Genomic DNA, 7,186 nt, shown 5'->3' with positions numbered 1-7,186 from the left:
TCCGCGTGCGCTGCCTGCTCACCGCGATGCGGCACGCGGCGCGGTCGTTGGAGATCGCCGAGCTCGCCGTGCGCTTCCGCGACCGCGGAGTGGCGGGCTTCGACATCGCCGGCGCCGAGGCGGGCAACCCGCCCAGCCGTCATCTCGATGCCTTCGAGTACACACGCGCGGCCAACGCCCACTTCACGATCCATGCCGGGGAGGCGTTCGGGCTCCCGTCCATTCACGAGGCCGTCGCTTTCTGCGGTACCGACCGGCTCGGCCACGGCGTGCGGATCGTCGACGACATCGAAGTGCACGCCGACGGGACCGCCACTCTCGGACGGCTCGCGAACTACATCCGCGACAAGCGCATCCCGCTCGAACTGTGCCCGTCCTCGAACGTGCAGACCGGCGCGGTGCGTGCCCTGTCGGAGCATCCCTTCGACCTGCTGGCCCGCCTGCGCTTCCGCGTCACCGTCAACACCGACAACCGGCTGATGAGCGACACCACGATGACGCAGGAGATGGTGCGGCTCGTCGACACCTTCGGCTACGGGTGGGTCGACCTCGAACGGTTCACGATCAATGCCATGAAGTCGGCATTCCTCCCGTTCGATCAGCGGCTCGAGCTGATCGACGACGTCATCAAGCCGGGATACGCCGTCCTCGTCGGCTAGAACCCCTGTCGGTGCCGGCCCGACGCGGCCCCCGTCAATGCCGGCCCGATGCGGCCCGCGTCAATGCCGGCCCGACGCGGCCCGCGTCAGTGCCGGCCCGACGCGGCCCGCGTCAATGCCGGCGCAGCCGCGCTTCGAACTCGCGCTCGAGTTCGCGCCAGGCAAGCGCCTCGGCGTCGAACGGCGGCTTCGGTGCCGGATGCCCCGAATCGGGCTCGATCGCGTAGTTGACGAACGATCCGAGGTCCGTGGACGCGGCGAGAGCGGCATCGGTCGACTCGTCGTCCGCGAAGTTCGCTGCGTCGACGAACAGTTCGACCGCCAGTTCGAGCTGGTCGGGGTCGACCGCCTCGACACCCTCGGAGATGTCGTCGGCGATTCCGGTGAGCACGTAGACGTTGTCGTCGGTGACCGTCACGTCGAGCGAACCGTCGACGGCCGCGAGCTGGATCTCCGTGTACGGCTCGAGTGTCGCGAGGTCGTGGTCGTGGTTGTCGGCGAGATGGCGGGCCAGCGCTCGTTCGGACGGGAAGACGTCGATCGTGCCGTCGTGACCCAGGAAGACGGCGTCGTCGTTCACGTAGCACCGCAGCGAGTACCAGGTGCCGTCGGTGGTGATGATCCGGATGGGGTCGATGCCGACCCTGCCCCAGAACTCGTACCCGTCGTCCTCGTCGTCTCCGTCGATGAACTCGTATTCGTCGTCGGCGTCGACATCTTCGACTGTGTCGTCGGCCTCGACCTCGTTCTCGTCGACCGCGACGAATTCGGATTCGATCTCGGCGACCACCGCGGCGTCGACGTCGGGCGTGGTGATCACCGCGTCGAGGGCGTCGATCACGGCGTCCCAGTCCTGCGCGACCGCCGTCCCGATGCGGTTCCACAGGTCGAGACCCTCACGGGTGCGGAAGGCCGAGACGCCGTGCTGCAGCAGGGTGTCGATCTCTTCGCGTTCGAAGAACTTGGTCACGACGTCGATATCGCAGACGTCGCCGAGGATGCTCACGATGTCGAAGGTGTCCTGCAGTTCGGACACGGAGACCGGATCGGGGTCGTCGGCCACGAGTTCGGGCACGCCGACGAGGTCGTAGGTGTGCGGCTCGGCGGGTTCGAACTCGGAGGCCGCGAGCTTCGAGACGATCGGCCACGCCTCGTGCTCGACGAGATCGTTGTCGACTCCCGACCGCACGAATGCGACGAGCTCCGGGACCGACGGGAAAGCGTACAGATCATCGCCGTGGCCGAGGAATGCCTCCCACTCGTCGTCGCCTTCGCGCCAGCGCGGCGCCCAGAGCGTCACGAGGTTGCCGTCGGTGAGACCGAGCTCGATCGGGACGATGTCTCCAGCCATGGCGCGAAGCCTAGCCATGTCGGCGCCGAGAATATAGCCGGGGGCAGCTCCGCCGGTGGTTCACCGCTGTAGCGGGTGGTCGCCGGCGGCGAGCGGAGTGTCGTCGCTCACAGTGAGGGATGCGCGCAGCTCCTCCATCGCGGTGACACGCGCCGCCGCGGCGTCCCTGGCGGCCTCGTGCACGGTCGCGAGGATCGCAGCCGCCAGTTCCCGGGCATCGGCACCGCCGATCGGTTCGGACAGCCGGAGTCCTTCGAGCGCTCCCGACCCGTCCACGCGGGCGGTCACGCGCCCGTCGGGACTGCTGGCGATGCCCCGGACGGCGTCGAGCCGCTCGACCGTGCGTTCGAGCGCATCGAGCCGGAGGTGGGCCCGGTCGACGATCGCCTCCACCATCGGTTCGCTCATCGGACGAGCCCTCGCGGCAGCTCGGCCGGTCCGGCTGCCAGGTCTGCGCGGGAGGGGAGCCGCATCCGGTCGAGGATCTCGCGGGGGACACCCTCGGCGGCGAGGCGTTCGCCGCGGATCACCGCTGCCTCGAGGGCGGCCTGCCTGTTCAGGTCGAGGATCCGATCGGCCAGTTGCTGTGCTCCGTAACGCAACTCGTGGGGGTCGATGCGGAGATCCACGGGCAGGCCGCTGTCCGTCGTCCGCACCGAGATCGTCCCGGCCCGGTTGTGGGCGGTGGCCGTGATCGGTTCCGTCGTCGTGCTGTCCATATCGGGTTGGACGCAGCACGGGCACGGCCGGTTCCCGTGTCGTGCGGATTCTCTGCCGGCATCAGCCGGAGGTGGGCCGGTAGACACCCTGGAACGCCATCGCGCCGTTCGTGGTGCGTATCGGCGTCACCGCGACGGGGTCGCCGGCCTCGACCATCATGCCGTTGCCCACCACCATCGCCACGTGCCCGTCCCATACGACGAGGTCTCCGGGCAGGGCAGTTGCAGGATCCACCTGCGTGCCGACGTCCTGTTCCTGGGCCAACCGGGGCAACTCCAGGCCCGCTTGTGCGTAGGCGTACTGCGTCAGGCCGCTGCAGTCGAGTCCGGATCCGGGGGTCGTGCCGCCCCAGACGTACGGCGTGCCCTGTTCTGCGAGGGCATGGCGCACGGCTGCCGCGGCGGTCTCGTTCGGCGCCCGGCTGATGCTGCCGTCCGGAAGCCGGACCTCGACGCCGCCGGAGGGTCCTCCACCGAAGGTATGCAACGTCCGTGGATCGCCGGCGGCCGATGGGTCGGCACTGCGGGGGTCGCCGGGTGCGGTGGCGGGGGACGAGGGGGCCGGCGGGAGGAGCGCGGTCGCCCGATCGGTCAGTTCCGCGAGCGTGCCGGTCACCCGCGTCAGCACGTCCAGCCCGGCGACGAGATGGTCGATCGCCACGGCGAGAAGCGCGAGCTGTCCCTGCGGGAGAGCGGTCGCGGGTGCTCCCTGCTCGGCGTAGGTGACGAACGAGTCGACGAGACGAGCCAGTTCGGCCGCACCGGTGAGCACCGTGACCGTGGCCTCGAGCGCGATCCCGGCGAGCGCCACGCCGCGATCGGCCGCCGCGAGCACGTCGGTGAGCATCCGCTCGGCACTTGCGATCGCCTGCGAGGCGGCCGGACCGCACCAGCTCCAGGCGAGTTCCGCGACGGCGTCGCGACCGACCGCGTGCACCTCCTCGGCCCACTGCGCGCCGATACGGATCATCTCGCCCGGGTCGATCCCGGGCGGCACCGCGGTGCCGAACGCCCCGAGCAGGTCGGTCAGCGGCGCGACGAGCAGGTCACCTGCGATCACAGCTCCTCCGAGGCGGCGCCCAGCCGGGTGGCGGTCTCGGTGGTGGTCCGTTCGTAGGCGTCCGCGGAGGCCGTCGCGGCGTCCCCCATACCGCCGAGCAGGCCGCCGAGCCGGTCGAGATCGCGTGCGTGGGCCGTGTGGGTCGCGGTGAGCGCGGCGAGGACCGGCGCGCCGATCGGTCCCAGTACGGCGCTCAGCGCCGAGGGGTCGCCGTGACGCGTCCTGTCGGCGGCGTCGTGGAGGCGCGCGGCCAGAGCCGCAGCCTCGTCACCGAACCTCCTGACAGCGGTCGTGTCGATCCGTATCGCGTCCCTGTCGCAGTACTCGGTCACATCGTCGCCTCTCGTGTCGCTCCTGTGGGATTCGGCACCTCCGGGAGGGTTCCGTCCCTGTCGGGTTCGACGCACCCGCAGGCCGGTCGGTTCCGTCGTTCTATTCTTCGGACATGGATTCGCTCGTCGTCGACCACCCGCTCGCTGCTTCGCTCCTGACCGTTCTTCGCGACGAACGCAGCGACAACGCTGCCTTCCGGCACGCGTTGAGCCGACTCACCCAGATGCTCGTCTACGAGGCGGTGCGCGATGCGCCCATCGCGACGTTCGAGGTCAGGACGCCGGTCGCCGTGACGACCGGAGTGCGGCTGCAGCAGCCGCCGTTGCTCGTCCCGGTCCTGCGCGCCGGTCTCGGCATGGTCGAGCAGGCCCACGCCCTCATTCCTCAGGCCCAGGTCGGTTTCGTCGGTCTCGCTCGCGACGAGAAGACCTTCGAGCCGGTGCCCTATCTGGAGTCGCTGCCGGAGGACCTGTCGGGTCTTCCGGTCTTCGTTCTCGATCCGATGCTCGCGACCGGCGGGTCGATGGTGCACACCCTCGACATCCTCGCCCAGCGCGGCGCCACCGATATCACCGCGATCTGTGTGGTCGCGGCGCCGCAGGGTGTGGAGGCTCTCGCCTCGTCGGGTCATCCGGTCCGGTTGGTCACGGCGTCGGTGGACGAAGGTCTCGACGAGGACAGATACATCGTGCCGGGTCTCGGTGATGCGGGGGACAGGCAGTTCGGACCGCGATAATGCCGGGTCGTCTGTTTCCGGTGTGGCTGGTGGTACGGATGTGACATCGGACCGCTGTCATCTCGTTATCGAAAAAGAACCCGACGGTCTCGGTTGTTCCATACGCTCGGTGGGCTCCGTGTGAAGTCCACTGTGTAGGTACAGCCAGAGATGGGGTCGGCGGAATGGCAAAGTTCTTCTCTCGCAAACTGATTCGTGAAAGTGCCAGGGTCGCTTCGGTGGGCGCGGTGGCTGTCCTCGCCGCGGTGACGAGTCACGGTACGGCTGCGGCCGCCGTCGACAACTCGCGCATCCTCCCGCTGGACGGAGGGCACGCGATCGAAGTGATCCAGGCCGACACCTCGACACAGTCGGTGCCGCCGCTCGACAGCTCACCGCTGAGTGTCGAGTTCTTCCACGACGAGGTTGCGACCGTTCGGATCACCGGTCCGAACGCCGCGAACTTCGCCGGGACGGCGGTGGAGGTCGGTTTCCAGGTCGGCTACCCGGTCGCGCTGCCGGGGGCGACCGTCACCGTCGTCACCCCGAGTCTGTCGTGGGGCGTGGAGAACGGTGCGGCCATCGGCCTCACGCTCGACAGTGAAGGTGGGGCCTCGCTCGATCTCGGCTTGGAGTCGGGTGGTTCACTCAGCGGCGACATCATCCCGTCCCAGGAGATCGAGATCCCGCTCGAGCCCGGCGGCATCACCTCCGTCCCGATCGTGGAGGACTTCCGGTTCGACGGCAGCTCGACGACCATCCGGATCGCCGGCGTGCACGGTTCGGTCTCGGGAGCCATCGGTCCGGTGATGATCCGGCCGTACCTGAAGGCGGTCACCGCAGACCGGAACACCGTCGTGACCTACGGTGTGCCGCAGCAGGTCTGACCGGACCGGACGGGGATCAGAGGATCTCGTCACCGAGCGAGACCGCCCATCCGCGCAGGGTGGCGAGTATCGCCTCCGCGGTCGGGCGGTCCCGCTCCGTGACCACCTCCAGGTAGACCTTGAGCTTCGGTTCGGTGCCCGAGGGGCGCACCACCACGCGCACCGTCGGCCCGTCCACGACGTCCTCCCGACTCTCGAAGACGAGAGCGTCGGTGTGCATCGGTCCGGGGCTCTCGGCGAGGTCGATCGCGGTCACCGGTAGACCTGCAAGAGTCGCCGGCGGCGCTGACCTCAACCGCGTCATCACGGTGCCGATGCGCCGCAGGTCGTCCACGCGGATCGACACCTGACCGCCGACGTGAACTCCGAGTTCGCGATGCAGGTCGTCGAGTGCGTCGGTGAGGGTCCGGCCGGCCTGCTTCAGCTCCGCGGCGTAGTCGGCGGTCACCACGGTCGTCGCGATGCCGTCCTTGTCGCGCACCGCCTCCGGATCCACGCAGTACCCGATCGCTTCCTCGTAGGCGTAGACGAGACCGTCGCCGGCGCGGGCCAGCCATTTGAATCCCGTGAGTGTCTGCGCGTACCGCGCGCCGCGCGCGGCCGCGAGCCGGCCCAGCATGGTCGACGAGACTACGGTGGTCGCGACCAGCGAGCCGGGCGGCGACGACGCGAGGATGCGGTCGCCGAGCAGAACTCCGATCTCGTCGCCGCGAAACATCGTCCACCCCTGCGGGGTCCGGACCCCGACGGCGCACCGGTCGGCGTCGGGATCGAGAGCGAGGGCGAGGTCGGCGTCGACCTCCGCCGCCAGCGCGAGAAGGGCGTCGGTCGCACCGGCTTCCTCGGGGTTGGGAAAGGCGACGGTGGGAAACGCCGGATCCGGCGCGAACTGGGACGGCACCACGTGGATGTCGTCGAATCCCGCGGCGCGCAGAGCCGCGACCGCCGTCTCACCGCCGACACCGTGCAGGGCCGTCAGGGCGATACGCACCGCCCGGTACGGAGAGCGGGGGAGCGACGCGACCCGGGCGAGATAACGATCGACGAGGTCGTCGCCCGAGGGCGCGACCGGCACCCGGGGCACGGTCGCGGCATCACCGACGGCGTCGATCGCCGCTTCGATCTCGCGGTCGGCCGGTGCGGCCAGCTGTGCCCCGTCCGCGAGGTAGACCTTGTAGCCGTTGTCGGCGGCGGGATTGTGCGACGCCGTGATCTGCACGCCCGCAACGGCATCGAGTGCCCGCACTGCGAAGGCGGTCACCGGGGTGGGGAGCGGCCGCCCGAGTGCGACGACGTCGAAACCGGCTGCGGTGAGGACTTCTGCGGCGGCGGTGTGGAATTCCGCGGAGCCCGTGCGGGCGTCACGACCGACGACGACGGTGCCGCCGCCCTGTCCGTTCGCCTCGAGCCACGCCGCGAGCCCGGCGGTGGTGCGGACGACGACGGGCACGTTCATACAGTC

General features: G+C 69.7%; 9 protein-coding genes. 3 read left to right on the top strand and 6 right to left on the bottom strand.

The features are described from left to right. Window positions 1–659 (top strand): adenosine deaminase family protein (locus tag R1101_RS0112740; RefSeq protein WP_016933802.1); only part of this gene is annotated, 659 nt, incomplete at its 5' end. Window positions 660–771: 112 nt separating this feature from the next. Here R1101_RS0112740 and R1101_RS0112735 read toward each other — a convergent pair. From R1101_RS0112735 to R1101_RS26605, 5 genes are all read right to left on the bottom strand, one after another. Beyond that, on the bottom strand, window positions 772–2,010 hold the full coding sequence (locus R1101_RS0112735) for a hypothetical protein (RefSeq protein WP_016933801.1): 1,239 nt from the start codon (window positions 2,008–2,010) through the stop codon (window positions 772–774). 60 nt (window positions 2,011–2,070) lie between these two features. Beyond that, entirely contained in the window at window positions 2,071–2,418 is a 348-nt protein-coding gene (locus tag R1101_RS0112730) for a YbaB/EbfC family nucleoid-associated protein (protein WP_016933800.1), read from the bottom strand. Further along, on the bottom strand, window positions 2,415–2,729 hold the full coding sequence (locus R1101_RS0112725) for a hypothetical protein (RefSeq protein WP_016933799.1): 315 nt from the start codon (window positions 2,727–2,729) through the stop codon (window positions 2,415–2,417). The genes R1101_RS0112730 and R1101_RS0112725 overlap by 4 nt, the downstream gene beginning before the upstream one ends. Before the next feature lie 61 nt (window positions 2,730–2,790). Beyond that, a complete protein-coding gene (locus R1101_RS0112720) occupies window positions 2,791–3,789 on the bottom strand; it encodes a C40 family peptidase (protein WP_016933798.1) in 999 nt (332 codons plus the stop codon). Then, on the bottom strand, window positions 3,786–4,121 hold the full coding sequence (locus R1101_RS26605; RefSeq protein WP_016933797.1) for a type VII secretion target: 336 nt from the start codon (window positions 4,119–4,121) through the stop codon (window positions 3,786–3,788). Before R1101_RS26605 ends, R1101_RS0112720 begins: the two co-directional genes overlap by 4 nt. A 113-nt stretch (window positions 4,122–4,234) precedes the next feature. On the opposite strand from R1101_RS26605, the gene upp reads away from it, so the two are divergent. Together upp and R1101_RS0112705 are read left to right on the top strand one after the other, a co-directional pair. Beyond that, the gene (gene upp, locus R1101_RS0112710; protein WP_016933796.1) at window positions 4,235–4,858 is read left to right on the top strand and encodes a uracil phosphoribosyltransferase; all 624 of its coding nucleotides are present in this window, start codon (window positions 4,235–4,237) and stop codon (window positions 4,856–4,858) included. Window positions 4,859–5,076: 218 nt separating this feature from the next. After that, window positions 5,077–5,724 (top strand): MspA family porin, encoded by a 648-nt coding sequence (locus R1101_RS0112705; protein WP_016933795.1) that lies wholly within the window; start codon window positions 5,077–5,079, stop codon window positions 5,722–5,724. Window positions 5,725–5,740: 16 nt separating this feature from the next. On the opposite strand, the gene R1101_RS26600 is transcribed toward R1101_RS0112705, so the two are convergent. After that, window positions 5,741–7,186, bottom strand: a 1,446-nt coding sequence (locus R1101_RS26600) for a phospho-sugar mutase (RefSeq protein WP_037223203.1), incomplete at its 5' end; no start/stop codon positions are given.

Origin of the sequence: Rhodococcus sp. R1101 (assembly GCF_000278445.1) — a bacterium.
Classification (GTDB): Bacteria; Actinomycetota; Actinomycetes; order Mycobacteriales; family Mycobacteriaceae; genus Rhodococcus; species Rhodococcus gordoniae.
Note: the sequence above shows the minus strand (reverse complement) of the source record. Positions and strands in the feature narration are given on the sequence as shown.